At 67.0% G+C, this 23,351-nt stretch carries 25 protein-coding genes; 12 read left to right on the top strand and 13 right to left on the bottom strand.

The features are described 5' to 3' along the window. Positions 1 to 3: 3 nt before the first annotated feature. The 6 genes from HUA74_RS06300 to HUA74_RS06275 all read right to left on the bottom strand — a co-directional run bounded on the left by HUA74_RS06300 (position 4) and on the right by HUA74_RS06275 (position 3,736). Positions 4 to 966 (bottom strand): prolipoprotein diacylglyceryl transferase family protein, encoded by a 963-nt coding sequence (locus HUA74_RS06300; RefSeq protein WP_174453812.1) that lies wholly within the window; start codon positions 964 to 966, stop codon positions 4 to 6. A 61-nt stretch (positions 967 to 1,027) separates the two neighbouring features. Further along, positions 1,028 to 1,405, bottom strand: a complete 378-nt coding sequence (locus HUA74_RS06295) for a hypothetical protein (protein ID WP_174453811.1) — start codon at positions 1,403 to 1,405, stop codon at positions 1,028 to 1,030. A gap of 33 nt (positions 1,406 to 1,438) precedes the next feature. Continuing rightward, positions 1,439 to 1,672, bottom strand: coding sequence for a hypothetical protein (locus HUA74_RS06290; protein WP_141640381.1), 234 nt, complete (start codon positions 1,670 to 1,672; stop codon positions 1,439 to 1,441). A 155-nt stretch (positions 1,673 to 1,827) separates the two neighbouring features. After that, on the bottom strand, positions 1,828 to 2,214 hold the full coding sequence (locus HUA74_RS06285) for a hypothetical protein (RefSeq protein WP_174453810.1): 387 nt from the start codon (positions 2,212 to 2,214) through the stop codon (positions 1,828 to 1,830). 305 nt (positions 2,215 to 2,519) lie between these two features. Continuing rightward, complete coding sequence (gene map / locus HUA74_RS06280) at positions 2,520 to 3,518, bottom strand: type I methionyl aminopeptidase (protein ID WP_141640379.1); 999 nt, start codon at positions 3,516 to 3,518, stop codon at positions 2,520 to 2,522. Then, positions 3,518 to 3,736 carry a hypothetical protein gene (locus HUA74_RS06275; RefSeq protein ID WP_174454334.1) on the bottom strand — a complete coding sequence of 73 codons (219 nt, stop codon included), beginning with the start codon at positions 3,734 to 3,736 and terminating at the stop codon, positions 3,518 to 3,520. The genes map and HUA74_RS06275 overlap by 1 nt, the downstream gene beginning before the upstream one ends. A 331-nt stretch (positions 3,737 to 4,067) precedes the next feature. Between HUA74_RS06275 and HUA74_RS06270 the strand changes: the two genes are divergently transcribed. From HUA74_RS06270 to HUA74_RS46785, 6 genes are all read left to right on the top strand, one after another. Further along, the gene (locus HUA74_RS06270) at positions 4,068 to 6,047 is read left to right on the top strand and encodes a serine/threonine-protein kinase (protein ID WP_174453809.1); all 1,980 of its coding nucleotides are present in this window, start codon (positions 4,068 to 4,070) and stop codon (positions 6,045 to 6,047) included. 49 nt (positions 6,048 to 6,096) lie between these two features. Continuing rightward, positions 6,097 to 6,984 carry a DUF2381 family protein gene (locus HUA74_RS06265; protein ID WP_174453808.1) on the top strand — a complete coding sequence of 296 codons (888 nt, stop codon included), beginning with the start codon at positions 6,097 to 6,099 and terminating at the stop codon, positions 6,982 to 6,984. 87 nt (positions 6,985 to 7,071) lie between these two features. Continuing rightward, entirely contained in the window at positions 7,072 to 8,421 is a 1,350-nt protein-coding gene (locus HUA74_RS06260; protein WP_254624951.1) for a DUF4150 domain-containing protein, read from the top strand. After that, positions 8,418 to 8,750, top strand: a complete 333-nt coding sequence (locus tag HUA74_RS45460; RefSeq protein ID WP_254624950.1) for a hypothetical protein — start codon at positions 8,418 to 8,420, stop codon at positions 8,748 to 8,750. Before HUA74_RS06260 ends, HUA74_RS45460 begins: the two co-directional genes overlap by 4 nt. 93 nt (positions 8,751 to 8,843) lie before the next feature. Next, positions 8,844 to 9,218 (top strand): hypothetical protein, encoded by a 375-nt coding sequence (locus HUA74_RS45455; protein ID WP_254624949.1) that lies wholly within the window; start codon positions 8,844 to 8,846, stop codon positions 9,216 to 9,218. Positions 9,219 to 9,427: 209 nt separating this feature from the next. Beyond that, positions 9,428 to 9,997 (top strand): DUF6438 domain-containing protein, encoded by a 570-nt coding sequence (locus HUA74_RS46785; protein WP_371817201.1) that lies wholly within the window; start codon positions 9,428 to 9,430, stop codon positions 9,995 to 9,997. A 127-nt stretch (positions 9,998 to 10,124) separates the two neighbouring features. Here the strand turns inward: HUA74_RS46785 and gstA are convergent, their stop codons facing one another. After that, on the bottom strand, positions 10,125 to 10,733 hold the full coding sequence (gene gstA / locus HUA74_RS06245) for a glutathione transferase GstA (RefSeq protein ID WP_174453806.1): 609 nt from the start codon (positions 10,731 to 10,733) through the stop codon (positions 10,125 to 10,127). A gap of 134 nt (positions 10,734 to 10,867) precedes the next feature. Here gstA and HUA74_RS06240 point away from each other — a divergent pair, with 134 nt between their 5' ends. Next, complete coding sequence (locus tag HUA74_RS06240) at positions 10,868 to 11,251, top strand: helix-turn-helix domain-containing protein (RefSeq protein WP_141646175.1); 384 nt, start codon at positions 10,868 to 10,870, stop codon at positions 11,249 to 11,251. A 134-nt stretch (positions 11,252 to 11,385) separates the two neighbouring features. Here HUA74_RS06240 and HUA74_RS06235 read toward each other — a convergent pair whose 3' ends face one another. From HUA74_RS06235 to HUA74_RS06225, 3 genes are all read right to left on the bottom strand, one after another. Beyond that, a complete protein-coding gene (locus HUA74_RS06235; RefSeq protein WP_174453805.1) occupies positions 11,386 to 12,828 on the bottom strand; it encodes a S28 family serine protease in 1,443 nt (480 codons plus the stop codon). A 107-nt stretch (positions 12,829 to 12,935) separates the two neighbouring features. Further along, on the bottom strand, positions 12,936 to 13,211 hold the full coding sequence (locus tag HUA74_RS06230) for a TraR/DksA C4-type zinc finger protein (RefSeq protein WP_174453804.1): 276 nt from the start codon (positions 13,209 to 13,211) through the stop codon (positions 12,936 to 12,938). A 205-nt stretch (positions 13,212 to 13,416) separates the two neighbouring features. Beyond that, entirely contained in the window at positions 13,417 to 14,517 is a 1,101-nt protein-coding gene (locus HUA74_RS06225) for an HAD family phosphatase (protein ID WP_174453803.1), read from the bottom strand. Positions 14,518 to 14,877: 360 nt separating this feature from the next. Between HUA74_RS06225 and HUA74_RS06220 the strand changes: the two genes are divergently transcribed. From HUA74_RS06220 to HUA74_RS06200, 5 genes are all read left to right on the top strand, one after another. Beyond that, positions 14,878 to 16,446, top strand: coding sequence for a hypothetical protein (locus HUA74_RS06220; RefSeq protein WP_217443370.1), 1,569 nt, complete (start codon positions 14,878 to 14,880; stop codon positions 16,444 to 16,446). Next, complete coding sequence (locus tag HUA74_RS06215; RefSeq protein ID WP_174453801.1) at positions 16,443 to 16,958, top strand: hypothetical protein; 516 nt, start codon at positions 16,443 to 16,445, stop codon at positions 16,956 to 16,958. Before HUA74_RS06220 ends, HUA74_RS06215 begins: the two co-directional genes overlap by 4 nt. A gap of 151 nt (positions 16,959 to 17,109) precedes the next feature. Then, positions 17,110 to 18,609 carry an HAD-IG family 5'-nucleotidase gene (locus HUA74_RS06210; RefSeq protein ID WP_174453800.1) on the top strand — a complete coding sequence of 500 codons (1,500 nt, stop codon included), beginning with the start codon at positions 17,110 to 17,112 and terminating at the stop codon, positions 18,607 to 18,609. Positions 18,610 to 18,758: 149 nt separating this feature from the next. Beyond that, on the top strand, positions 18,759 to 19,220 hold the full coding sequence (locus HUA74_RS06205) for a hypothetical protein (RefSeq protein ID WP_371745788.1): 462 nt from the start codon (positions 18,759 to 18,761) through the stop codon (positions 19,218 to 19,220). A gap of 199 nt (positions 19,221 to 19,419) precedes the next feature. Next, positions 19,420 to 19,722 carry a hypothetical protein gene (locus HUA74_RS06200; protein ID WP_141646167.1) on the top strand — a complete coding sequence of 101 codons (303 nt, stop codon included), beginning with the start codon at positions 19,420 to 19,422 and terminating at the stop codon, positions 19,720 to 19,722. Positions 19,723 to 19,809: 87 nt separating this feature from the next. Here the strand turns inward: HUA74_RS06200 and HUA74_RS06195 are convergent, their stop codons facing one another. The 3 genes from HUA74_RS06195 to HUA74_RS06185 all read right to left on the bottom strand — a co-directional run bounded on the left by HUA74_RS06195 (position 19,810) and on the right by HUA74_RS06185 (position 23,326). Beyond that, positions 19,810 to 20,490 (bottom strand): DUF1361 domain-containing protein, encoded by a 681-nt coding sequence (locus tag HUA74_RS06195; RefSeq protein WP_246137539.1) that lies wholly within the window; start codon positions 20,488 to 20,490, stop codon positions 19,810 to 19,812. Positions 20,491 to 20,722: 232 nt separating this feature from the next. Continuing rightward, positions 20,723 to 21,247 (bottom strand): hypothetical protein, encoded by a 525-nt coding sequence (locus HUA74_RS06190; protein WP_254624948.1) that lies wholly within the window; start codon positions 21,245 to 21,247, stop codon positions 20,723 to 20,725. Between the two features lie 945 nt (positions 21,248 to 22,192). Then, a complete protein-coding gene (locus tag HUA74_RS06185) occupies positions 22,193 to 23,326 on the bottom strand; it encodes a DNA gyrase subunit B (protein WP_174453796.1) in 1,134 nt (377 codons plus the stop codon). Between the last annotated feature and the right edge of the window lie 25 nt (positions 23,327 to 23,351).

Raw genomic sequence — 23,351 nt, 5'->3', positions numbered from 1 at the left:
GCCTCACCCCTCCAGCTTCACGGGCGCGGGCACACCCACCGCGTCCGGACGCTGGCCCAGCACACTCAGGAGGAAGGCCGCCCCCACCCCCAGCATCAGCACGGGTGGGAGCACCCCCTGCTCGAGCTGCGCGGCGAAGGACAGGTTCGGCTGGGCCTCGCGGAACAGGAGACCGACCAGGGCCAGGCTTCCATGCAGCGCGAAGAACAGCCCGCTCAGCAGCCCCACGGGCCGCGAGCGCCACAGCGCACGCACCGCCAGCAGGACACCGCCCAACAGCAGTCCCTCCAGCAGGGCCTGATAGAGCAACACGGGGTGCCGCGCGGGGAGGATGCGGTGCAGCTCCGCGAGGAAGGTCGCATCCGCGCGCGCCAGCGCCGCCACCTCATGCCCCGGGGCATAGGCCAGGGTGGACACGTCGAACGACGGCGTCACCACGGGCTGGAAACCCGGCATCCCCACCTCGGCGGGAAAGCGCACGGCCCAGGGCACGGAGGTCACCTGCCCCAGCGGCGCGCCTTCCATGAACACCGCCAGGTACGCCAGCAAGAACCCCAGCGGCGCGAGCACCGCCAGCGCATCCGTCACCTGGAGCCACGGGCGTCGCTGCTGGCGCGCGAAGTACACCGAAAAGGCGACAACTCCCAGCACCGCCCCCAGCACCGATGCGCCCCCCTGTCGGAACTGGAAGAAGACGGAGCCGTCGCGGGAGAAATCATCCCACTGGTGCAGCAGCACGTACCCCAGCCGTCCGCCCAGAATGACCCCGAAGAGGCTGGCGTAGAGCACGAAGCCCGACACCTCCTGCTTCGCGACAGGGCCTTCACCTCGCGCCGCCTGACGCCGGAGCACCGCGAACGCGAGCAGGAAGCCCACGAGGTACGCCGCCCCCGTCCAGCGAAGGGAGAGCGTCTCCGAGAAGCGGAACAGGAAGGGATTGATTCCGTGCAGGAAGTGGGTGTCCACGACGCCTCGCTCGGCAAGTCCCACGGGCGGGCGAGCCGCCCCACCCGTGGGCACACGTCCGCTACTTGAAGAAGTCTTCGGGAGCGATGTTCGTGAGTTCCTTCCCGACGACCTTCCGGAAGTAGAGCGTGGTCGAGCCATTGCTGCTGGTATCGGCCTTCTGGTAGCGGAAGCCATCCAGCTTGCCCTCGGCGAGCAGCCGATTCCAGTCCGTCCCGTTGATGCGAATGGTCGCGCTGGGACCACAGCAGTTGTAGGTGACGTCCGACGTAATCACCCCTCCGGTCCAGGACATCGACATACAGCTCTGCTCATACAATCCGAGCTTCACCGTGGCGGAGCCCTGATTCATCGTCTTGATGCAGTCCTCGGCACCCCGCGCCGTTCCCTGGGACAGACACAGCCAGACAAGACACAATCCCGCCATCATCTTCTTCATGGGGTTTGCCCTCCGTGGGGTTTCGAGTCAGGGCTACAGCAGCGGCTTGCTGGCGGTCTCGGTGGCCTTGGTGTCCACCTTCTTGTTCTTCGGCTCCTGCTTCGCGGCCTTGTCCTCCTCGATGGTGAGCGTCCTGGGCTCGGCGGCCTTGGACTCCGGCGCCGGCTTCGTGGTGGAGGGAGGAGGCGTCTTGGCCGGCGGAGTCTTGTCCGCGGCGAAGGCTCCGGAAGCGATGCAGACAAGGCACAACGTCACCCAGTTCTTCATGGGAACGATTCCTTTCAGGACTGAAGGGATTCATGGGCCCTCTGAATGACGCGAAGTCACACCACGATGGGCCCACGCGCACTGTTGCCGCGTGGCATCAAACTCACAATCACCCTGGCATGCTGATTGCTGTTGCTATTCAAACAGCGGGAGCGCTATCGGAGGCTCCTCTTCAGATAGAGCGCGAACGGCATGTGGGTGACGGCCTCGCCGGAGAGCGGGACCTCCAGCGTGCCGTCATACCGCGCGGGCCTGCGCCCCCGGGAGACGACCTCCGGCTGGATGGTGATGCTCATCCCCACCTTCAAGAAAGGCTCCCGCGAGTCCTCCACCTCGGGGGCCTTCAGTCCGAAGTAGAGGTCCAGCTCGTACCGCTGCGCCGACTCATTCACCCGGAACGCCGCGCGCTCCACGAGCAGCTTCTCCTCCAGCTTCTTCAGGACGCCCGGGATGAAGTCCACCTGGAAGGTCCCCTCCAGCGTCTGGATGACATCCTGGACGCTCTTGAGCGACTGGGGGTCGACAGCGATATCGAGTGCCATGGCGCGCCTCCGGCGACACAACCGCGTGGACAGTCCCTCGTCGGAGCGCTCCGCGTCGCGAAAGCCAGACACGTCGAGCCCCGGCCAGGCGCAGGTGATACCGCACCGTCCGGACGAAGCTGGGAGGCCATTTGACGGGGGCGTCGACTCCGCGACAGGGATGAAGCCCTCGTGTCGGGAAGTCCGCGAGCCGGAGACTGTCTGCCTTCACACGGCCGGCTCGGACCGCGGGGCGACGCGGGAACACCGTAGGTGCCCGAGGAGGCCCCCTGGCGTGCAGGGGGCCTCGTGCGGCGGAGGACGGCTCAGGGCACCGTGAGGATTTCGGCGCCCTGCTCGGTGACGAGCAGCGTGTGCTCGAACTGCGCGCTGCGGGTGCCGTCGGCGGTGACGGCGGTCCACCCGTCGTCCCACGTGCGGTGGCCCCAGCCGCCCTGGTTGATCATCGGCTCGACGGTGAAAATCATGCCCGTCTGGATGACGGTGTCGGCCTCCGGCTCGTAGTAGTGCGGAATCTGGAGGGCCGTGTGGAACGTCTCGCCGATGCCGTGGCCACAGTAGGCGCGCACCACGCTCACGCCGTTCTTCGTGGCGTGCGTCTCAATCGCGCGGCCGATGTCGCTGATGGGGCGGCCGGGCTTCACGGCGGCGATGCCCAGCTCCAGGCACTCGCGCGTGACGCGCACCAGTCGCTCGCTCTCCGGCTGCGGAGTGCCCACGAAGTATGTGGCCGAGCAGTCCCCATGCACCCCATCCAGGAAGATGGTGATGTCCAGGTTGACGATGTCCCCATCCTCCAGCGCGCGGCTGTCGGGGATGCCGTGGCAGATGACCTCGTTGACGGAGGTGCACAGCGACTTGGGGAAGCCGTGGTAGTTGAGCGTGCTCGGATAGCCGCCCCGGCGGATGTATGCCTCGTGGGTGATGGCATCCAGCTCGTCGGTGGTGATGCCCGGGCGGACGTGGCTGGCCACTTCCTGGAGCACCTCCGCGGCGGCCTTGCAGGCGCGGCGCATGCGCGCGATGACGTCCGGCGTCTTGATGTCGGAGTCCCCGCCGCCTCGACGCAGCGGCCGCCCGGACACGGCGTAGTCCGGACGAGGGATGTTCAGGGGCACATCGCGGCGGGGGCTGATGATGCCCGGCCGGATGCCATTGCGCGCCACCTCGGGGCCCTTCTTGCGGGCCTCCACGGCGTCGGCGCCACGGTGACACTTCTTGTACTTGGTGCCGCTGCCGCACCAGCAGACGTCATTGGGACCGGGCAGCACGGCGGGAGGGGTACGGGGACTGGCGGTGGTCATCACTCAACTCCGGTGTGGACCGTGTCGGACTTGCGGGCGCGCAGCCAGCGCATCACCTGGGGACGCAGCCACAACCGGGGACGTCCCGTGCCCAGGTCCAGGATGGGCCGGGGCATGTCCGGGTAGCGGCGCAGATAGGTGCTGACGCTGTTGGAGTGGCGCAGCTGGAGCAGCCCGGCCACGCCCTGGGCGTCGATGAGGTCTTCGGTCTTCACCATGGGACACATGAAGGGCTTGTCTATACCCTTAGACACGGCTCGGCGCACGGCTTCTTTCCGCCTCCCCGGGTGAGGGGCGGCCGGGCGACCAGTGGAGAACAACGCCCCCTGGGGGCCCTCCGGCCGAGGTCGGGGACACCAGGGCCGGAGGGGAGCGAGCCCGCGGGTCGGCGAGCGCCTGGTGCCGGGCTCCTGGAGGCTTCCGCCCCATGTCGCGCGGGCACGTCGAGCCCTGCCCTGGGAGTTGTCCGCCGGTGACCCACCATGGCAGGTCACACGACGAGGGTTCGACCTGCTAGGTTCAGCGACTTCCAGGAGACCTCTGACGACCATGAGCACGCGGACCCCATCGATGAATCCGGACGCCCTTCCTCCGGGCCTCGTCATCACGGGCGGATGGCGCGTCATCGAGCGACTGGGCTTGGGGGGCTATGGCGTCGTCTATCGCGTGGAGCCCACCGACGCGCCGGGGCGCTACTTCGCCCTCAAGCTGGCCCGCGACGCGTCCGAGGGCCGCGCGCTGCGCGAGCTCACCCTCTTGCTGGACCGCGCGGTGCATCCAAACGTGGTGGCGGTCCACGCCTGTGGCCGCTGGCCGGACATCGTCACCGGCCACTTCTACTTCGTCATGGACTGGGTGCCCGGGCCTCCGCTCCACGTCTGGGCGGACCACCACAACCCCACCTTCCGACAGCTCCTGGAGACGCTCCGTCGCGTGGCCCTGGCGCTGGACACGCTGCACGCGGGGGACGTGCTGCACCGGGACCTCAAGCCAGAGCACATCCTCTTGCGGACCCCCGAGGGAGACCCCGTGCTCATCGACCTGGGCGCGGGCGTGTACACGGGTGCGCCCACGTTGACCACGGGTCCCCTGCCCCCGGGGACGCTCTACCTGCGCAGCCCGGAGGCCATCCGCTTCCACCAGCGCCACTGGCGCCACCCGGATGCCCGCTACACCTCATTGGCCACCGATGACCTCTATGCGTTGGGGGTCTGTCTGTACCGCGCCGCCACGGGGCACTACCCCTTCCTCCCCGACTGGCCGGCGGACGTGCTGTGCGCCGCCATCACCTCGCAGGAGCCGCCCGCGCCCTCCACGGTGAATCCCCGCGCGCCGCCCGCGCTCGACGCCCTCCTCCAGCGGATGCTGGACAAGGACCCCACGCGCCGCTTCCAGAGTGGCGCGGAGTTGGCATCGACGCTGGTCGCCACCCTGGAAGACACACCCGGCGAGGCCTGGGATGAGCCCCTCTTCGATTGGGCGGAGCCTCCGCTCGTCGCGGTGGACGGCGAGCCGTCGCAAGCCCTGCGCCGCGTGCGCCGTCCGGAGTGGGCATCACATCTGCGCAAGCCTCCATCGAAGGCACGGGCCCGGTTGCAACAACTGTGGGCCACGGTGCTGGGCACCTTGCGTCCACCACCGAGTCCCGCGCCATGGACCTCGCCCAGACACGCCACGCTGGAGGGCCAGGCGCGACGGCTGCATTCCCATCCCTATCGACGCCTGCTGTTGACGCTGGTGGGAGTGGTGGCCTTGGGCGTGTTCGGGAGCCGCTTCATGGGCGGGTGGAGACAGACAACTCCACAGGTCACCCATGAAATGACCTCCCCCACTGGTCAGAAACTGGCCAGCGCGCGTGAGTCGCCGCACAGTGGCGGAGTCGCGATCTCGCCCATGGCGGAGCCCACCCCCGCGACCGTCGCCCCCGTGGCGCCGTCACTCCAGGACCCCACTTCCGTGAAGAAGGCCCCCGCCCTGTCCGCGTCGCCCCCCGCTCCCGTGAAGCAGCGCTCCCCCTCCCTGCCCCGTCTGTCCAAGGTGGCCCTGGCTTGCACGGGGCTCGCATGCGCCGGCTCGCCATCTGTGGTGAAACACCAGCCAGTGCCTGCCGCCGAGGACTGCCCTCCTGGAGCGCGGGAGGCCATGGCCCGGCTCAACATCCGAATCGGCGTTCAGGTCTCCGCGTCCATCGGGGAGAGGGACCACACCGGACTTGCCCATGCGGACATCACCCTCCGCGAGTCTCGAATCTCGACCCATCTGGACCGGACGTTCGGAGCGCTCCGCCGAGGAGCGGAACTCATCACGAACATCTACGTCACCCCCACCCGGGTCTATGGCCGAGTCGTCGAGGCACGAATCGAGGGCAAGAGCTACCCTGTCTGCATGTCATATGTCGACCCCAATCAGAGAGGGGTGTATGGCATTCCCGCCAAGGCAGGCAGCGACGATGACCATGGTGTCGTGGCCAACAAGTTCGCCGTGCGCGCCGTGGGTCGCTTCCAGGAGACCGGTGACGAGGAGAATTAGCACGAGCCGTCCACGACCCCTCCTGCCGCTCATGATGTGCCTCGTCGCCATGAGCATGCGGAGCGAGCCCGCACTGGCGCAGTCTCACACGTCATCGTCTTCCTCGGAGGTCCGTCGCATCGACCTGGGGACACGACAGGGCCCAGCACCTGCCGAGATCTTCATTCGTCCCGGGGGCACCACCGCGCTCCTGTTCGACACATCTCTCGCACGAGACGCCGTCACGCTGGAGGGACGGGAGCGTTTTCACCGTGTGGTGATGAGCGAGGACACCCTCGTGCTCCTGCCCTCGGACAAACTCCAGGAAGGCACGCGGCTTCGTCTGACCCTGCGCTTCGAGGACGGCTCCACTCCCAGGGAAGCGAACTTTCTCCTCGTCGTGGCCCCGGGGCACTTCGATGCCCAGGTGGAGGTCGTGAGCGATCCACCAAGAGTGCGCAACAACCGGACCGAGACCGCCCAGCTCGAGGGCGAGCTTCTGAGGCTGCGCGAGGAGAACGCGAGGCTTCGAGCTGAGCAGGGTCCAACGGGCCTGACAGGACTTTTCGCCACAGGGCTTCTGAACGAGCAGGGCATTCTCGGAAACACACTCGGTCAGGACCTCTCAACGGCCCGGTCCATTCTGTCTCGTGAAACCGAGGCACAGGTCTTCAGGAGCATCTCCCGCGTCGCGGTGGCACTCGTGCTGGCTTCAGCCGGCCATCATCTCCCGTGGACCGCGAGCCGAGCCACGCTCAGGGACACCCTGGGTCGCCGCTCCCATGAGCTGCGGGCCTGGCAGTCGAAGCCCCTGACCGCTGGCGACATCGAGGTGTTGCTCATCCTGGAGACAGAGGCCAGCCCGGACGAACTGCAAGGCACCTACACACTCGAACTGCGCGACGGGAACGATTCACGGGCCGTCATCATCGGACCCGTGAACTTCCCTCGGATGTGAATGGCGCACACCCTCTCCGGTCCTTGACAGGCGTCAGCCCGACGCGCTCAGGGCGCTCGTCGACGGCAGTGCCGACAGTGGGCGCATTTGCGCCTGCGTCATGGATATGATTCGAAACGCCAAGGAGGAAGCATGAGCAAGGTCTTCGCCAACGGCCGCGCCATCCTGCACAAGGGAAGCGGTAACACGCACACCTCGGCCGCACCCGACGTCTGCAAGGTGCCGACGCCGGGAGGCCCTGTGCCCACCCCCTTCGTCAACTCCGCTCAAGACTCCACGCTCACCCATGGAAGCACGAGCGTCACCATCAATGGCCACCCCGTGGCACTGACCGACTCCGAGTTGAGCATCAGCTCGGGCGATGAGCCGGGCACGGCGGGCGGCATCGTCTCCTCCAAGCTCAAGGGGAAGATGGCCTGGGGAAGCGGCAGCGTGGACGTGAGAATCGAGGGAAAGGGCGTCGTGCGCTACCTCGACGTCACCCTTCACAACGGCAACTCCTTCAACACCACGTTCATATCAAATGGGCAGGGTGGGACGGGATTCGCGTACGGGGACGACTTCGAGGGGCTGTGCATCATCTGCCAGAAGGACGCGGACAGCCATGCGGTGCTTGAGCGTCCAGAAGGAAGCCTCGACGTCGCCAACAAGATTCTCAAGGACCTCAAGGTCCGCGAGACCGAGTGGGCCAAGGTCCACCAGGAAATCACAACGGAGGTCGCCGAACTTGAGCGCCTCGGGCGTCAATCACCCCCACCCAAACAGACGACCCTGGATGAGCGGATGACGTATATCAAGGCCCTTGAGCGGACACGTGAGGGGCTTGAGAAGCATCGTCGCAGCAGGTCTGGCGGGTACATGTTCGGAGTCATGGTGTGCCTCACCGGCAGGGGATTCGCCGCGGTATCGGGCAACGAGGTGCCTCCCGGCTTCGCGGCCATCGCCGAGGCTCACGGTTGCACGGTCATCGAGCGGGCCTCCACCCTGGAGGACTTCATGGCCATCAACCCAAGGTGTGCCGCAGGAGACACCGAAGCCATCGACAAGGTGGCCAAACAGTGGGACGACACCAGGAACTACGTCATCAGAGGTGAGAGTGGATACAACAATGTCCCTGGAACCTGTGCAGGCGCCAAACTCATCGGAGCGAGCGGTCATGTCGCGCATTCGATGACCGAGATTTACTTCTCCTTCTCCAGTGAGAAGAAGCAGGTGAAATTCAATGTGCCCTATCGCGGCCCCATCGGCTTCGCGCCGTCCGAGGGGCCCTGGACGCCTCCGAGCGCCGCCGACATCATGGAAGACAAGGGCGGCGAGTATGTCGAAGAGCGCCGTGACATGAAGCGCAAAAAGGAGGTCACTGTCCTTTCCTGCCAGTCGTGTCAGGACACGCTGTTCATGGCCCGGTGCGACTTCAAGAAGCAGAGTTGCGCATGACCTGGTCAACGATTCTCAGGTCCCCTCCTGCCTTGTCGATGACGGGCCTACTCGCGTTCATGGAGCGATGGAAGCCCGGGAGCACTCATGGCTTCGAACCAGCAACGACCGACCAGATGACCGCGCTTGCCCAGCCACATGGAGGACTCGACGCGCTGCCTGGCCTGTATCGCGAGTTCCTCGCAACCATGGGTGCATCGACCGGCGAAATGCGGTTGATGTGGGGGACAACCTCAATCTCGGCCCTGCTAGAGGACCTTGAAGATTATCAACGCGAGCGGCCCGATTCTCGCCGCTACCTCAAATTCGCCATGGGTGAGGACGACTAAAACGGCCGTCACCCGGACGACTTCTTTGATCTCTCCCGCCCAACACCGGACGGGCGTGACACGGCCATCCTCCGCATTCACGAAGAGGATTTAGTGAGCAGCAAGGTCGCGGCCGAGCAGCCCTTCCCGACTTTCTCCGACTTGCTACGAGCGGTCATCGTGGCCAGGGTCAGCTTGGAGGCCGCTCCTCGGAAACAAACGCAGACCTATAACCTTGGGCCGAATCCCGAGGCTCCGGCCAGGACCTACGAGTTCTTCGCACGTTTGGGATTCGCTCCAACGGAACTCGGGGCCTCGTCGTCAATCATTCCTCTTGAACACGCGGAGCGCGGCGCGGTCGCCCTTATCAGGGCGCCTTCGACATTGATCCCAAGAGCGGGCGTAGAAGTGCGCGCACGTGATAAGGCCCAGCAAACGCTCCTTGATGAAATCATCCAGGACCATCAGCAGGAGTTGAGCGGTGGTTGACGAGGGTCGCCATTCGCATGACCCGCGAGATTTCACCAGATTCCCGTCGACGTCAGAGCGGAGGCTCCCTCCGGAGGCGGCTTCACATCCATCCACGAGTAGAGTCTGGACAGGGCCTGAGCGCGTGAGCTCACCCATGATACTGCCCTGCAGTGGAAGAGGCGCTGTTTCGAGAAACACAAACTGCCGTATCTCAAGAGGCCACATCCATGACGTCGGCTAGATGGGACGGGAGCAGCTTCCTCTGGGTGGTCCTGAGCGTGTGGATGGCCTGTGTCGGGTGCCGGTCGAGTCACCTGCACACGCCTCCGTCATCCGTCACGGAGAGGGCGACGGAACACAAGGGCTTGATCGTCGGAATGCGGCGTACGGGATGTGATGGGTTGTGTCCCGTTTATGATGTTCATGTCTATGACGATGGATGCGTTGTGTATGAGGGCATGGATCACGTGGAGGTCGTAGGGAGGAGGGATTCCCAGTTGACCGGGGAGCAGGTTGGACGTCTGAGGAGGATTCTCGCCGAGCATGTCCGTGCCGCGGAGGTCTATGGAGATGAGTATGGGAGCTTCTTTACTTGTCCTCATGGTATCATCGGGCTTGCGGAGGTCGTATTGACAGCTCCAGAGGGAGGGGTGGTGAATCCTGTTTGTTATCCTGATTTCATCTCGGCGGGAGAGACGCCACTGCTTGGTGGGGTGGATTATCTGATCGACGAGTTGCTCGGGACTTCTCGCTGGATTGGATGTGCAACCGGTGTGAAGGGATATCGTGGGTGTTGAGGGCTGGATGAGACGGCCACGCGCCTCCTCGACGAGGCGGTCCTGGAGCCCACGACCGCCCACCCTCTCCGCTGCCCCGCACATCAGTCCCATTGAGCGGCACCGGACCCGGGAGGGCCAGGGGACGTCAGACCGGGAGCCCCTCGGCCGCGAGCGCCTTGCGCACCGCCGGACGCGCGGAGACGCGCTCCATGAACGCCATGAGATTTGGGAAGCCGGACAGGTCCACCTTCACGTACTTCCCCCAGCGGGTGACGGTGTAGAGGTAGGCATCCGCGATGCCGAAGGTGTCACCGAAGAGGTAGGCACGCGTGGCCAGGCGCTCCTCGATGAGCTTGTAGCGTTTGAACAGGTACGCCGTGCGCTCCTCGCGCGTCACGTCCGGCGTCGTCGGCTGGAAGAGCGGAGCGTACGTCTTGTGCAACTCGGAGTTGATGTAGCCGAGCATCTCCTGCACGCGGTAGCGCTCGCGGCTGCCCTCTGCGGGCACCAACCCCGCCTCGGGCCGCAGGTCCGCCAGGTACAGCACGAGCGCGGGGCCCTCCGTGAGGACCTCGCCCGGCTCCAGCTCCAACGCGGGCACATAGCCCTTCGGGTTGATCTTCCAGAAGTCGCCGCCGGACTGGAGGACCTTCGTCTGGGTGTCGACCTTCTCGAGCTGGAGCTCGAGCCCCGCCTCGTGCGCGACGATGTGGGGGGACAGCGAGCAGGCGCCCGGGGCGAAATAGAGCTTCATTGGCTTCCTCGGAGTGAGTGGGAACGACGGCGCATCACTAACGGGCCTGGTTACCTTTGGATAGCAACGCGATTAAGGTAAGCGCACTTTCCACTCACCTCCTGGTAACTCCACTCACCTCGCGGTAACCGCCCATGTCCCTGAAGCTGAGGAAGAGCAAGGCCCCACCCCCGCCCCCGGGTTGTCCCATTCATGCCTGCATGTCGTTGCTGGGCGGAGCGTGGACCACCAGCGTCGTCTGGCAGCTCTCCGGTGGCCCCCGGCGCTTCGGGGAGCTGCTCCACGACATCCCCGGCATCTCGCCCAAGGTGCTCACCACGCGGCTGCGCGAGCTGACGGCGAAGGGCGCGGTGACACGCGAGGTCCTCCCCACCTCGCCGCCCTCGGTGGAGTACGCCCTGTCCTCGCTCGGCCTGGAGCTGGTGCCGGTGATTGACTCCATCGTCCGGGTGGGGACCCGGCTGCGCGAGATGACACTGGCTTCGCATCGCCACGACAAACCTTCCTCTCGGCGATGAGGCGCGGCTGGAAGGAGGCCTCGTGGCCGACGATTCCACCGACCAGGGCCACGGAGGTGGTGAAGAGCAACGAACAGGGCCCCAACCACTGGGGCCCCATCAGGACGTTCAGGCCATGTCCCACGAGCCCCCGGCTACAGCGGCGGCCGTCCATCCACCAGCGGAGCCACCTCCTCCAGCCCCGTCGACGTCAGGGCGGAGACTCCCTCCGGAAGCGGCTTCGCATCCATCCACGCGTAGAGCCTGGACAGGGCCTGGGCGCGCTCGGGCGCGGCCAGGAGGCCGATGAAGGCATCTTGATGGTTGGTGTTCGGCGCGGTGAAGCGGAACGAGTCATTGCGCTCGCGCACCTCGAACGCCCCGGCGGACCACGGGTCGGTCTCCCCATAGATGAACAACATCCGCTCACCCTGCTGACCAACCCAGCGCTCCACGTCGCGCATGAGTCCCTGTGAGAAGGACACCTGCACGGGGAATGACAAGTACGTGGCGGGCACGTCCTGGCGCGGGTAGCTCAACAGGCCGCGCAGGTGCTTCGTGGGGAAGCGGTTCCAGCCCAGCTCCGTCGCGCTCTGGTAGTAATAGGGCGCGTAGTAGAGCACGCCCGAGTCCGCGAAGCTGACATCCATGTGGGTGACGTTGCCGACGAAGTCGATCAGCTCGTTCGCCGGAGCCCCGGGCAGCGGGACGGTGTCGCAGCGAGACTCACGCTCGTACATCCAGAAGTAGAACGACGACTCGACGATGGCGAACTCCAGCGCGCGGTCCATGCCCAGCAGCGTGAACTCCATTCCATACGACTCCAGCACCCGCAGCAGCTCCTCACGGCGGCGCAACGCGTCCTGCTGGAAGTCCCGCAGGCGCGCCCGGCAGGCCTCACTGCCCACCTGGTCGAGGAAGCGCACGAAGCGCTTGTCCTTCAGCCCATGGAGGCTCGGGGCCACGTACGCCACGGTGGCGTCCACGTCGTCCGGGTAGAAGTAGCGGTGGTACACGGCGGACATGCCGCCCTTGCTCGCGCCCGTCGTCAGCCAGCGCCTGGGGTACATCGGCTTGAAGGCCTGGATGATGCGGTGGTAGTCGCCCGCGGTCTGCTCGATGTCGAGCTTCGTCCAGTCAGCCGACTCGGGCCGCGAGGGACTGAAGAAGCGCTGCTCCACCGACAACTGGTTCGCATCCAGCAACATCGTCGGCTCGGACTGACCGGGAGTCGTGCGGATGGCGTAGCCCGTGCCATGCACCACCGTGGGCGCATCGAACGAGCGGTGCAGCAACGTGGCGCGCAGCCAGAACCACTCGCCGTCCTGAGCCCGGTGGTCCACGGGCTGGGCGAACCAGAGGGTGAAGAAGCGCGTATTCGGAAAGGGCGAGACCTTCTCGCTCGCCACCACCACGTCGGGCATCGCTCGCAGCCGCTCGAGGATGTCGTCCGACTCCGCCCCTCGCTCCAGCACCCCTACCTCTCGCGCGGGAGGCTCGACGACTCCAGGCTCGACTGGCTCCGCTCCACCACAGGCCTGTGACACCACGGCGGCGAACAGCAGCCATGCCGCCCTGAAACCACCCGTCTTCTTCATGGGAACATTCCTCGCGATGCGACTCACTCCACGTCTCGCGCGTGGAGCGCCGGCCCTGGTGCCGCATCAACCCGTCACCGCGCGAAACTGCGCACGGCCCCCCGCATTCAGCGCCCCAACGTCGCGCACGTCATGCAGTAGCGCGCCTCGGGAATCGCGCGCAGGCGATGTCTCCCCATGGCCCCCCCACACCGCTCGCAGCGGCCGAACTGGCCCCCGGCGATTCGCTGGAGCGCCGCGTCGATGTCGAGCAACTCCTGTCGCTCCGCTTCGGAGAGCAGCGTGCCAGGTTCCGGAACACTCGGCGGGGGTCGGGCCCGAGACCTCAGGCGTTCGCCACGTTGCACCAGGGCGTCCCGCGCCTCACGAGCCAGACTGTCCATGCTTCACTCCCGCCACCCCACGCCGGGCGCATCCGTCGCGTCCACCGCGACCGTCCTTCCCAGCGGAAGAGTGGAGGTCGGGCACTTCAGAAAGCATGCCACATCACTCCAGAGCCTCCCGTCGTCCCCCACCCGCAAGGCTTGCGCGCCCCTCGAGGACGTCCGCAGCCCTTGCGGAAGTCCGGCCCGCCCGCCTGCCCTGCCGCTACTGCTCGAAGGGATAGATGACCTTCCAGTCCTTCTTCATGTCCACCAGGTACCAGCCGCGCCGAGGCGCCTCGTCCAATCCCCGCGAGAGCTTCCCGATGTGAGCGTTCCGGTCATACGCCCACTCCCGCTCCGCGTCGGTGTGGTGGACGAAGAGCCCGAAGCGCGGCCCCGTGCCCGACGTCGTCCACTCGAGCATCTCGAAATCCCCATCCGAGTTGCCGAAGGCCGCGAGCGGACGCCGACCGATGACCTGCTGAATGCCCACCGGCTTGCCGGCCTTGTCGTTCATCAAGTCGAGCTCCGGCAACAACAGCAGCGCCGGCGTGCCATCCCGGACCTCGTAGCGAAGCTTCGCCCGACTGCCGATGACCTGCTCGGGGGAAATGCCATACACGCGCTCGGCCCAGGCGCGCATGAAGCCCACGTCGCCGCCCGACACGATGAAGGTCTTGAAGCCATGGGCCCGCAGCAGCGCGAGCAACTCCAGCATCGGCTGATAGACGAGGTCCGTGTAGGGCCGGTTGAACCTCGGATGTTTCGCCGTGGTAATCCAATCCTTCACGGTGACGTCGAACGCCTCCGTGGTGCCCCCCGAGTGCGTCGCCGCCAGCAACTGCATCAGCCCGCGCTCACCGCTCGCGGCCACCGCCTTGAGGTCGCCTTCAAGCACGCCCTGGAAGGGCTGTTGGTGCCTCCACTCGGGATGCTGGGGCGCGAGCGCCTTCACGCGGTCGATGACGAAGGCCAGCTCCACGGCGAGGGGCTGCTCGGTCCACAGCGTGCCGTCATTGTCGAAGGTCGCGATGCGCGCCTCGGCGGGAACGAAGTCGGGCCCGCCCTCACGGGTGACACGCTCCACGAAGTCGAGCAGCGCCGCCTTCGTGGGCCCCTCGTTCCACGAAGGCAACGGGTCCCCTTGTCCGGAGAGCCCCGAGCCGCCCCGCGCAAGGGTCGAAGGCTCCGGGGCGACGTGCTGCGTGGACTTGCAGCCCACCGAGACAAAGAGGGCACACAACGTCACCGCCAGCCAGGAGCGGGCCAAAGGCTCCCATCGATACCCGCGGCCCGGCGTTCCCCGCAGCGAAGCTCCGTCCATGGCATTCCCCCAAGAGGCCATGTGCGTCACGAGCGGCCTCACGCCGCAACCTGCGCATCCCCCCATGGGTTTCCATCGTTCCGTCGAGGACCGGAAACACGCGGTGCTTCACGGAGGGGACATGGGTCCCCGCCACCCTAGACTGAGAATGAACGGTCGACACCGTGGGGAAATGTTTCCCTGACAGCTGTCCTCCATCCGCGCATCACCTGCACACAGGGATGAGCCCTGCCTGGCTGGCTCGTCTTCCCAGCGGGGGCACCCACACCTCGTCATCCTCCCGGACAAGCGTCGGGTCCGGTTCCACACTGGGCATGTGGATTGAACGGGCCGCGCTCCATGCGAATGAAAAAACAGTGGTTGCTGTTATCACTTCTGGTTCCATCACTCGCGACCGCGCATGACCTCGACTGTGAGGTCAGCGTCAACGAGCAGTCTGACCTCGTCATCCGCGAGTACCCCGCCACGCTCACCTTCAGACAGGTGGTGAGGAACATCCATCCCACGCTCCCGTCCACCCTCCAACAGGCGACGGACCCATTGCTGGAGCCCCTGGGTTGGTCCTTCACGCCTCCGCCCCCGGTGACGATTCCCGTCAATGACTCCCTGACGTACGAGTTCACCGTCACCGTGGAGAGCCTGGAGGACTGCGCGCGCATCGGACAGGTGCCTCCGTCGGAATCGGTGGAGTTCACGGACACACTCCAGATTGGCTGGGACCAGGGCATGGCGACGTGCTCCGCGCGAGTCCAGTGCGTGCCTGCCGACACCTTCGTCTGTGATGACACCATCTACGTGTCCTCCAGCGCGGGGACGAACACGGAGTTGATGACCCTGGACCCGGTCACCCTCGCGACGACCCCGGTCTCCAGCACCACCGAGTTCGGCTACGACGCCATGGGGCTCAGCCACATCGACGGCTATCTGTATGCCATCAGCAATCGCAACCTGTCCGGCGACCCCATTCCCCATGTGGTCCGCGTCGACCGAGCGGGAAACATCGAGGACCTGGGAGGCCTGCCGGAGCTGGCTGGCCAGGAATGGATTGTCGGCACCATCATGGAGGATGGCAGCTATGTCATTGGCTCATTCCTGGGGAGCCACTGGCTGCGCCTGAATACCAGCACCCTCGAAATCCTGGGCCAGGGGACCCTCCCCACCACGACGCCCACCGCCTGGGCCACCAACCCGCTGGACAACAAAATCTACGGCTACCAGAGCTTCCTGGCCCGGATGAGCGTGTTCGACCCCTATACCGGCGTCCTCACCGTTTTTGGTCCCGTCCTGGGCAACGTGGGGATTCAGCCCTGCTCCTGTGCCTTCCAGCAGGATGGGACGTACCTGCTCTACTGCTACACGTCGGACCCGACGCTCGACGCCTTGTTCGAGGTGGACCTGGTCAACGGCGGCGCGACGCTCCTGGGCAGCACCACGTCGCTGGCCGCTGGAGACATGGCGTCCTGCGCGTTCCCTCCCACGGAGGGCGCGACGCCCGCCGTCCGCCCCGCGGGCTATTACATGACTCACGAGGCCGCGCTGGAGCGCTGTCTGGCCCCGGGTCCCGTGAAGCTGGGACTCCTTCCGGCCGTCGTGACGAAAGAGGACGCGCTGCGGCTGCTCTGGTCGTCACCCGCCTTCACCCTGGGCGGTGAGCACCGCTCCGAGGAGCAGGCCACCCGGCACGCCCTGGCCAGACAGACGCTCACCGGGGTCTGCAACCAACGGCTGTTCGGTGGCACGCCAGAGCTTCAGCGCCTGCTGCTCGACGCCTCCACCACGCTCGGCCGCACCCAGACCCTGTCACGTCTCGAACGACACCTCGGCGCAGCCAATGGCCGGGGACTCGATGTCGCGCTGCCCTTCTCCCTTCGGAGCCGCGCGACGCCATCCCATGCGCTGGAGCAGCTCCAGCCCAGGAGCTCGCCATGAAGAAGACCGTTTCCAGAATCCTCCCGTTCGTCATGTTGCTGTGGGGTGTTGGCCTTTCCGCGTGTGGAGACAGCGCCCCGGAACCTCGGCGCTATGAGCTGCGCCTCCAGGGAACCTCGAATCGCTTCTCCACCACCTACCTGACCGCGAACGCCGTGCAGGTGACCCTGGGAGGAGTGCCGCTGCGCACGGAGCTGCTGACGTCCTCACAGCGGATGGACGTGGCCAAAGCCACCCATGCGCACCTGGTGGCGTACTTCTGGCTCATGCCCGAGCAGGCCCGTGGCGCGCTGGAGGCCACCGTGACGCTGGATGACTTCGGCGCCTTCGAGGGCTCCGACGGCTCCGCGGGCTTCGTCGATGCCCGGAGTGCCCCGCTCCGCCTGAAGCTGGAAGGCGCCGCGCTGGAGCGCAATGGCCGGGCCGTCATCCACCTGGACCTGGACAGGTCGCTCGGCGCCGAGCGACAGGGGAGTCGTCCCCTGCTCCCCCATCTGCGGCTGGTGTACTGAAGCCCTCACCCCGTCGGGGCATGGGCCCGGCCCCCGAAAGAGGGACTGGCCATGGACGGGACGGGAGGGGCGCGGAGCTTGTGCGCGGCAGGCGACGAGGCCGAAGACAGGCATCGACTTTTGGCGCGGGACGGGGCAAGCCAGGACTCCTATGCGCCCGCAACCTTCCGGTCCCCCGCCCGAGCGGGGCCTGTTCTGCAACCGCACCCTCAACCTGCGCGCCATCAAGGCCGTGGGCTACGACATGGACTACACGCTCATCCACTACCGCGTGGAAGCGTGGGAACGCCGCGCGTACGAGCACATCCGAGACAGGCTCGTGGCGCAGGGCTGGCCCGTGGGTGACCTCCAGTTCGACCCGGCGCTCGCCATCCGGGGCCTCATCATCGACACGGAGAAGGGCAACCTGCTCAAGGCCAATCGCTTTGGCTTCGTGAAGAAGGCCCTGCACGGCACGCGCTCCATGGACTTCATCTCCCAGCGCGACGAGTACTCCCACACCGTCATCGACCTGCACGAGCGCCGGTGGGTGTTCCTCAACACGCTCTTCTCGCTGTCGGAGGCGTGTCTCTATTCGCAGCTGGTGGACCGGCTGGACGCGGGGCAGCTGCCGGGGCCCATGGGCTACGCGGACCTCTACGAGCACGTGCGGAAGAATCTGGACGCCACGCACATGCAGGGTCAGCTCAAGGCGGAAATCATCGCCGACCCGGAGCGCTACGTGCTGGATGACCCGGAGACGCCGCTGGCGCTCCTGGACCAGAAGAACGCGGGCAAGAAGCTCCTGCTCATCACCAACAGCGAGTGGGCCTACACCGAGCCCATGATGCACTTCGCCTTCGACAAGCACCTGCCCGCGGGCATGACGTGGCGGCAGCTGTTCGACGTGGTGATTGTGTCCGCGCGCAAGCCGGAGTTCTTCACCACCCGCTCCGCGCTCTTCGAAGTCGTGGAGACCCAGGGCGAGGCGCTCCTGCGTCCGCACTCCGGTCCCTTCAAGCCCGGCACGCCGTACTTCGGTGGCAGCGCGCTGGAGCTGGAGCGCCACCTGGGGGTGAGCGGCGACGAGATTCTCTACGTGGGCGACCACATGTTCGGCGACGTGCACGTGTCCAAGAGCGCGCTGCGCTGGCGCACGGCGCTCATCCTCCGCGAGCTGGAGGACGAGGTGCGCGCCATCGCCGGCTTCCGCGCCACCGAGGTCCGGCTCGCCGAGCGCATGGTGCTCAAGGAGAAGCTGGAGTGGGAGAGCTGCCAACTGCGGCTGGAACTCCAGCGGCGCCGCGCGGACTACGGGCCCCGGACGGAGGCCCCGCAGGAGACGGAGCTGGTGAGCCGGCTGGGTGAGCTGCGCGAGTCCCTGGAGGCCCTGGACGCGGAGCTGGGCCCCATGGCCCGCGCCGCCACCGAGCTGTCCAATCCCATCTGGGGCCTGCTCACCCGCGCGGGCAACGACAAGAGCCACCTGGCCCGCCAGGTGGAGCGCTACGCGGACATCTACACGTCACGCGTGTCCAACTTCCTGTTCGCCACGCCCTTCGTGTACCTGCGCAGCCCGCGCGGCAGCCTGCCGCACGACCCGAGCCTCCCCGGCGGCACCCCCGTCTTCCCCGCCACCGACAGCGGCGGCGGCATGGCGGACGCCGAGTAGCCAGGCGCGCCCGGGCCTGCCTGCCTGCCTAGGCAGACAACCCAGGTGCGCGGAATCACTGGATTTTCGTTCAGTGCCCCTGAACGAGGGGCGGGCAGGCATTTCCCCTCTGAAAGGCCGTGTCAGACCCCCCAGCTAAGAGTTGGGGGGTGAGCCACTCGAACCAGAACAGCTCTTCAACGCGCGTGCTCGAGCAGCGGAACCTGCTCGGAGGGATGGACCTCAAGCCCGTGCTCGGCCGTGGAGGGCGCAGGCGCGCCCGTAGCTTCCATGTCGCCACGGAGAAACGGGTGGGCTTCGCCGCGGCGCTGGCGCTGGTGGTGGCGCATGGCCGCGAGAAGGCCAAGGAGATTGGCGTCACGTCGCTCAAGCAGTGCCCGCGCTGCGACCACGTGGGCCCCACGGAGCAGGACTTCGGCTACCGCATCATGCGCGGTGAGCGCCGTCCCCAGTCCTGGTGCCGGGGCTGCCGGGGGCTGCACCTGGAGACCGAGGCCAGCGAGTCCACGCAGACGACCAGCGTCTCGCACGGCGAGGAGGGCTGGCTGTTTCCGCCCGAGACGACGACCAGCACCCGCCCGCCCCGGCGTGGCAAGCGCTCGTCGACGTGAAGCAGGCGGTTTGAAGTCTTCCGCCGAGGGCAGCGGGTTCCAGGCTCCGGGTCGACCCCGTGGCCGGGCCCTCTCCCTCGGGGGGACGACGGAGCGGCTGGGCGGCTTCCAAGCACGGAGCACAGCCCCTGCTTCCGTCCCTGGAGGGGGTTGGAAACGCCGTGGCGCCGTCCTTACCTCACCAGGGAAGGAGGGCATCATGGCGGTTCGGACCAAAATGGCGGGAATGAAGAACAAGCGACGGGTGGCCTCGGCGGACGAAGCACAGCCCAACGTCCAGGCCAGCCACGGGCGCAAGACACTGCCCCGGGATGAGGCGGCCGCGCTGCGCCGCACGAAGAACCTGTCGCGAGTGACGCTCGGCCCCGCGGCGGAGTCACATGAGCCCAAGAGCCAGCAGCGGCGGCGCACGTCGCTGAACGGGCGCAAGAAGGCGCCCAGCGAGATGGCCATCAAGCATCGGGGCGGGCCGCGCAATCGCGCGCGCCTGCACGGCGGCTGACACCCCAGCCAGGGCCCCTTTCCACGGCCACACCGCCCCGTCCGGAAGCACCGGGCGCGGGCGGTGTCGTCGTTTCAGGGGCGGACTTCAGCTCACGGCGCGCTGGCGGCGCAGGCGGGTGACGAAGGCCTCGAAGGCGACGTAGGACAAGGGCAGCAGCAGGGAGAAGGTGACGGTGAGGCCCGTCAGGTACGGGAAGGCCAGGGGCTCGCGCAGGTGGGCGCCGATGGACGCGAAGAGGCTTCCGGGGTCCGTGAGCACGTGCCAGCTGTTCCACCGCTCCACCCGGCCCAGGTAGATGCCATATCCGCACAGGAGCGAGGTGACGCCGACGAAGGCCCAGGCGCCAAACCGGCCCCAGCGCTCCTCCAGCCACTGCTTCCATATCTCCAGGGACAAGAGGCCCAGCATCCACCCGGTGGCGGCGAACAGGGCGAGCAGGGCCGCGTCGAACCACAGCGGGACGACGGGCCGCTGGTGCAGGTGGATGAAGTCGGTGAGGAGGTAGGGCGCGTTGGGGAACAGCGCGAGCCAGCCGGCGGCGAGCGGCGCCAGCACCCAGCCGCGTCCGTGGCCCCGCACCATGAGCACCCGAGCGAACAGCGCGAGGGTGTAGGGGGCCCAGGCGAGGAACAGGTTCCACGCGAGGAAGGCGAAGCTGGCGCGCTCGCTCCAGTCGAGGCGGATGGCCAGCAGGCACGCCGCGAGGACGGTGCACAGCACCGCGGGCAGCAGGCCATGGCGACGCGACACGGACAGCAAGGACATGGGAGTGGACATGGCGTGCGGTGGCGGAGCCGCACCCCGTGGCCCGGGGACCACGGTGGGACGGCGCCAGGAGTGGATGTTGCCAGGGAGCTCCGACAGCGGAGCCCGTTGCCGTCGACCTTGAGCAATGCGTGGGCCAACGCCCTGTTCAGATGACCCCGTTCACGGAGGTTCGGTTCCCTTCTCGGCGGACGGCCGCGCGCGGGCCCGGTCTTCGAGGGCTCGGTGGCCCTCAAGGGCCGGGCGGCCAGAGCGCGCTCACTCGAGGGTCCTCGGGAAGATAGACGACCCAGATGCGTTCCCCGGGGCGACGCTGGACATCCAGGGCGTGCGGGGACGGCATGTCACCGTGCAGCAGCTCACCATGCACGGTGAAGACATACGCGAGCCGCGCCACGCTGCCCGCCTTCACGGACGGGACGAAGTCTCGCTCCACGCGGGTGAGCTCCGCCGCCGCGGGCAGTCCCCAGCGCAGCGCGCGCAATCGCTGACGCTGCTCACGCCGGAGCGCCCGGGGCCAGGCCGTGCGCCGCAGCACCATCCCGAGCCCACCGAGGATGGCGGCCGGCACGCCCAGGGGCCGCAGGTAGGCCACCGCCACCGGCACCATCAACACGCCCACCGTGAGCAGGAAGGTGCCCAGCGCGTGCCGCGAGCTGCTCGCCGGACGCCACACGGCCTGACGCTGCGCCCGCGTGAGCGCACGCGGCGGCAAGGGCGGCGGCACTCCTCGGGCCGCGCGCAGGACTTCCGTCAAGGAGCCTCCACACTCCGCGCAGCGCTCCTCGGGGCCCACCAGGACGACATGCGCGCACGTCGGACAGACCAAACGCGCATCCACGGACTCCCGCGTCGGCTGGCCGTGTCGTTGCATAGCGCTGAATGGGAGCACCACCCCGTGCTCTCACGCAACCAGGCCAGGGGATGAACCCTCTGCGGAATTCGCAGCCTGGGATGCGGAATCCGCATCGCCACACGCAACCAGCACCCGAGGTCGTCCATGAAAACCACCCTCCTGCTGTCCTTGCTTCTCCTGTCGGCCTGCAGCGGACTCAAGACGGGCTCCACGGCCCCCGCGTCAAAGAGCGACCCCTTCGCCTTCGCCTCCTCCAATTCCAAGCCCAACTGCACCGCGGAATCGGACATGGTCTTCTGCGCCCACCACATCAAGTCCTGCGGACACGTGACCGGCGCCGACTCCTGCGGCAAGACACGCACCACGTTCTGCGGCACATGCCCTCCTCCCATTTCGTCGTGCGCCCGCACCTGCATCCCGCCCAAGACCTGCGGCGGAGCCGGTGTGCCCGGCGCCTGTGGGTAGCTTGAGCCACACCCTGCTCCGGAGGTCGCGACCCGCGCCATGAGCACGGGGCGCGCCTTCGGGGCGTCGTGCGCCACCGCCGAGGCGAGGCTTCAAATCGCGGGAAGAACAACCGTCAGGAAAACCGGCGCCTCAGCGTCACTGTGAACTGAGCGCGCCCGTCCGAAAAGGTCCTACACGCTCATCAATGACGGTTCGAGTCCGTCCACCTCCACTTGTTTATGGGGGTGACGCCGCGGGTGCGGCACCTGATTCGTAATCAGACTCAAACGGCTTGTTCACTCGGGCGCGCTCAAGCCTCCCCTTTCGTGTCATTTCATCCCACGGACGACCCACCGCTTCAGTGCGGGCTCGGGCGTCGCCGTGGACCGAATTCCTGACTCAGCTCCGAGGCACTCCCGACAGCGCCAGCACCCGTGACTCCAGGTCCGGATGACTCGCGAGCGACTGTTCGACCCAGGTCGAGACGAGCTGAGCGACGTCGGCCTTCGCTTCCGGATTCGCCAGCTGCTCCTGCGTGGGCCCGTACCACACGGTGTCAGGCACGACGAGCTCCAGCACGGCAGTGAGATGTCCCAACAGCGCGGCATCCGTGAAGGAGAGCGCCTCCTGCTCCGGGCCACGGGCCTTCATCCTGGCACGCAGCGCCTTGCGCAAGCCCAGTAGGAGCCCGTCATGGTGCGTGCCATCGCGTGTGCACTCGCGCACGTTCGCCCACGACCTCACCCCGGAGCCAGGGGCTTCGCCCCACTGAAGCGCGAGCCGCACCCGCGTCGTGCCCGCCTGCCCCTCGAAGCTCCAGGGCGCATGGATGGGACGCGAGGGCTCGGAGAACTCGGCGCACAAGTCCGGGAGTCCCCGCTCGCGCCGGTAGCACTCGTCGAGCCCGGACACCGCGTCGCGGAAGCGCCAGGTGAGGCCCGCGTGAAAGGCTGAGAACGAGGAAAGCCGATCCCTCAACCACTCCACTGCGAATCGGTGGGGCTGGTCGAAGATGGCGGCATCCGGCATGAACGTGATGTGGAGGCCCGAGTCCGAGGCGGACGGTTTCGCGCCGGGTGCGATGGCGTGCGGCTCGCCCTGGGGAAGCCCCTCCCTGAAACGCTGACGCCAGCGCTGTCCCCCGACCCAGGCGACGACCTCGAGCGACGAGGCGAGCGCGTTGACGAGTCCCAGGTCCACATGGGGCACCGGAAAGATGACGCCTCGGGGCATTCCGGGCGGCCTCACCGCATTCATGTCGAAGTTCACGAACGTGAGCCACCGCCCGACATCCGCGATGGGCGACGTGCCGGAAGCCAGGGGCCATGGCCAGCCATCGAAGGAAATCTCGCAGGAGCCATCCACCCCCAGGGACAGCGAAATCTCCCGCACCCGCCCTTCCCTGCCCGCGATGACTCCCAGCAAGAGGAGGGATTCAGCAAGCCGGGACAGGCCGTATGTCGCCGTGTCGCCGATGTACATTCCCGGCCGCCGGCGGATGGCCTGACGCAATTCCTCTCCGCTGTGGCTCATGTCTGGACAATACCAGACACGGCTC

The sequence above is a fragment of the Myxococcus sp. CA051A genome, from assembly GCF_013336705.1.
Classification (GTDB): Bacteria; Myxococcota; Myxococcia; order Myxococcales; family Myxococcaceae; genus Myxococcus; species Myxococcus llanfairpwllgwyngyllgogerychwyrndrobwllllantysiliogogogochensis.
This window is presented reverse-complemented; position numbering and strand designations above follow the sequence as displayed.